This is a genomic window from uncultured Gimesia sp., assembly GCF_937910335.1.
GTDB lineage: Bacteria > Planctomycetota > Planctomycetia > Planctomycetales > Planctomycetaceae > Gimesia.
The window spans coordinates 1-3,739 of record NZ_CALEMX010000139.1 but is presented as its reverse complement, the minus strand read 5'-3'; the positions used below and the strand labels follow the sequence as shown (position 1 = coordinate 3,739).

At 45.0% G+C, this 3,739-nt stretch carries 3 protein-coding genes and 1 pseudogene; all 4 read right to left on the bottom strand.

Features of this window, described 5'->3' with window-relative positions; all coding sequences use genetic code 11:
• A pseudogene (locus Q0668_RS05555) lies at positions 1–516 on the bottom strand (NAD-dependent DNA ligase LigA); the annotation flags it as partial.
• Between the two features lie 39 nt (positions 517–555).
• A complete protein-coding gene (gene gmd / locus Q0668_RS05550; protein ID WP_298861053.1) occupies positions 556–1,539 on the bottom strand; it encodes a GDP-mannose 4,6-dehydratase in 984 nt (327 codons plus the stop codon).
• 131 nt (positions 1,540–1,670) lie between these two features.
• Positions 1,671–3,386 carry a cation:proton antiporter gene (locus tag Q0668_RS05545; protein ID WP_298861050.1) on the bottom strand — a complete coding sequence of 572 codons (1,716 nt, stop codon included), beginning with the start codon at positions 3,384–3,386 and terminating at the stop codon, positions 1,671–1,673.
• A gap of 190 nt (positions 3,387–3,576) precedes the next feature.
• A partial coding sequence (locus Q0668_RS05540) for an aldehyde dehydrogenase family protein (RefSeq protein ID WP_366918873.1) occupies positions 3,577–3,739 on the bottom strand: 163 nt, incomplete at its 5' end.

Genomic DNA, 3,739 nt, shown 5'->3' with positions numbered 1-3,739 from the left:
TGCTTCACCTCTGATTTCCAGTAATTCAGGCGGATTTTTCGTTTCCAGACGCAACGGAACCCCACCGATGATGCGCACATTATGGGTAATATCATCTCCCTGCTGACCATCACCACGTGTAACACCTTGAGTTAAAACCCCCTGTTCATAAATGAGTGAAACCGCCACACCATCGATTTTATATTCCGCGGTTAACTCAATCTGTTCTTCGCCAAGCAGTTTACATATCCGGGTTTCAAACTCTTTAAGCCCATCCACTTCAAAGATATTATCGATCGACAACATGGGCAATCGATGGGCAACCGTCTGGAAACCTTCTATGGGAGCACCACCAACTTTTTTTGTCGGACTGTCTGGAGAATCGAATTCTGGATGTTCCGATTCCAGCTGTTCCAGCCGTTTCATATCCAGATCAAACTCACGGTCGGATATTTCCGGTTTTGCCTGGATATAATAGAGACGGTTATGATGCTCGATTTTCTTACGGAGCTCTTCGATTTCTTTTCGAATTGACATAGGGTAATCCGCGCTGGAAGAAGAAAAGACTAAACAACATCAGGAAGTAGCGTCGCCGAGAATTTTCTCCTGCTGAGTCAACTTCATGTCGGCTTCAACCATCAGTTGTGCCAGTTCTTCAAATGAAACTTTCGTTTTCCAATTCAGTTTCTCACGTGCTTTCGTCGGATCTGCACAAAGCAATTCTACTTCCGCAGGGCGGTAATACTGCGGATCAATCTCGACATACTTCTTCCAGTCCAGATCGACGGCATTAAAAGCAGCTTCCAGAAATTCGCGAACCGAATGTGTCTCTCCTGTGCCAATCACAAAATCATCCGGTTTTTCCTGTTGCAAAATTAACCACATCGCTTCGACATAGTCTCCTGCAAAACCCCAGTCTCGTTTCGCGTCAATATTTCCGAGAAACAATTTGTCCTGCATCCCTAATTTGATCCGCGCGACTGCTTTGGTAATTTTGCGAGTCACAAACGCTTCGCCGCGCCGGGGAGATTCATGATTGAACAGGATCCCATTGCAGGCAAACATTCCATAGGATTCACGATAATTGATTGTCTGCCAATAGGAGAATACTTTGGCACATGCATAAGGACTTCGAGGATGGAAAGGAGTTGTTTCACTCTGGGGTGATTCAACAACTTTACCAAACATTTCGCTTGAAGATGCCTGATAAAAACGAACCTTTTTTTGGTTTTGGTCTTCGTAATACCGTAATGCCTCTAGAAGTCTGAGTGTACCAACACCCGTCACCTCTGCTGTATAAACAGGGAGATCGAATGAAAGTCGCACATGGCTTTGGGCCGCCAGATGATAGACCTCATCTGGCTGCACTTCATTGATGATTTTATTGAGATTGGAACCTTCGGCAAAATCACAATAATGACAGTTCTTCGGTGGCTCCCCGATCCCTGGCTTACTGCAAGAAGTGATACCATGAACTTCATAATTCTTACTTTCCAGAAACCTGGAAAGATAGTATCCATCCTGACCATTAATTCCCGTGATTAAAGCAACTCGATTCACCGTGAAAGATCCTGTATCGAAGTTTGGATTTTCTGAGACTTGTAACGCTATCGTATCACTCTATTCAGTTTAGAAGTTTTCGACGAAATCGCAATAGCCCGCTTGTGCCGTTCTATTGTCAGCCACGGAGTTTAATGGCCTGATTTAGTATCAATCCCCTGAGCAGTTTTATGACCCTTGATATAATACTTCAATATTTCCCAACGCCGAATCACACCCAACATCCGATGCGGTTGCTCTCGGGAAACTACGGGCAAACAATCGTAAGAATCTTCCCGAAATTTACTCCAGACACGTGCCAGTGAATCATCGGGATAAACGACTGTCTCCAGATTATTCGCCAGATCCGCTGCGCGCACCAGAGACCCAATTTTGGGATCAAATAATGTATTACTCAAGTCCTGATAGCGGATGACTCCTACAACCTCATCGTTGGCACCAAGCACTGGAAAGGTATTGTCATGACTATGCTCAATAAAGGAAATCACCTCATTGAATGTCGCCGTCTGTGAAATCCCTTTGACATTTTTCCGATAGAGTTGTTCGACCAGAATTTCATCGTGGGGCTGCTCATCTTCAGAAAGCAGTCCAAAGGAAACTAAAAAGCGACGAATTAATGCGTGGAATTCGCTAACCGGATCACCGGCAGTATGGTGAATCGCGTGAATCAACGGAACCTCGCCAGCACGCAAGACAGATTGACGAATCATGATGGGACCCACAATTTCAAAAAACACAACCGACCCCAGAATGATGGTCTGCAGATGTCCTCCTAATACGGAATCGCGACTCTCTGCAATAGCCGCCAAAGTTATGGCGGCACCGGCTTGTGCAAACAGAGTGGTTCCCAACCATTGTTGCACTTCAGGTTCTTCTTTGCGCATTTTTGCCGGAATCAACACACCCAAATATTTACCCAGTAACCGCAGAACAATATAACCTCCCCCAATCCATCCAGCATGGATGAATTGATCAGGCTTTAAATCGGCACCATGTATCATAAAAAACAATACACATAAAAACCCTGTCAGTGGATTTAATTCCGTTTCAACTTTTGGTACATCTTCTTCAACCAGGGAATTAGCCACAGTAAATCCCATAGCAAGAAACGTCAGCATGTATGGTAATTCCATTGTCTGACACATTCCCAAAGCAAGTGAGATTAACGCTATCAGCATAATGATCCGACCGCTTCCTTTGATCACAGCATTACCATAGCTGATCATCAAACCGCCGAAGATACCGATGAAAATCGAGCCGAAGATATCCAGACTCAGATGCCCCAGTTGCGTAGAAGCCGACGCTCCCTGGCTATCACTCTGAAAAAAATAAATTGCGACAAATATCACTTCAAACGCGATAATGGAGACTAAGTTATTCAGCGCAACCAGGATGCCGGTATACTCGGAAATGGGACCTTCCGATTCCATTTCTTTCAGAACCAGGATCGTTGTCGCCGGGGCTGTGGCAATCGCCAGGGCTCCCAGCAAAATGGAAGCACTGCCAGATTCACCAATCAGGAACAAACCTATTGAAACAGCAAAAAAAGTAGCCAGTATTTCACTGATAGAAATGGGGAGTACGCGGTGGATTAAGCGATTGAGACGAGATAAGGTAAAATGGCATCCAAGATTAAATAATACTAACGCCATGGCCAGATGAACCAGCGGCTCGAGTTCTTCAAGTTGGTGATGCGGAATCACACCAAAAACTGCCGGACCCAGCATGACACCCATCAATAAATAGGCGGTCACTTTCGGAAGACGAAGTAATTCCCCCAATGTGCCTGATATCAAACCGGCAGCCAGCAAGATACCCAGTGTAAAAATGATATGCCATGATCCCATTCGAACTTCCTGTTCCAGATGAATTGAATTCAATTTTGCGGCGATTATAGCAAAAATTGTTTGCTGGTCGATCCTTACAGCACAAATGAGATCATAAATTAATCACACTAAACTACTATGAGATAATAAGTTCGAACATCCTGTTTTGCAGCCTTGACTTCGAAAATGGCCTTTTAGACAGTCAAACCGCTCAATCAAGGCTCATCGTGACCGTTTTCAGTTCGGTATAAGCAGAAAGACCCGCTGCTCCCAATTCGCGACCAATTCCGCTTCTTTTGAACCCACCAAAGGGGGCAGCTGCATCGAACACATCATAACAGTTCACCCAGACCGTGCCCGCTTTGATGCTGTTG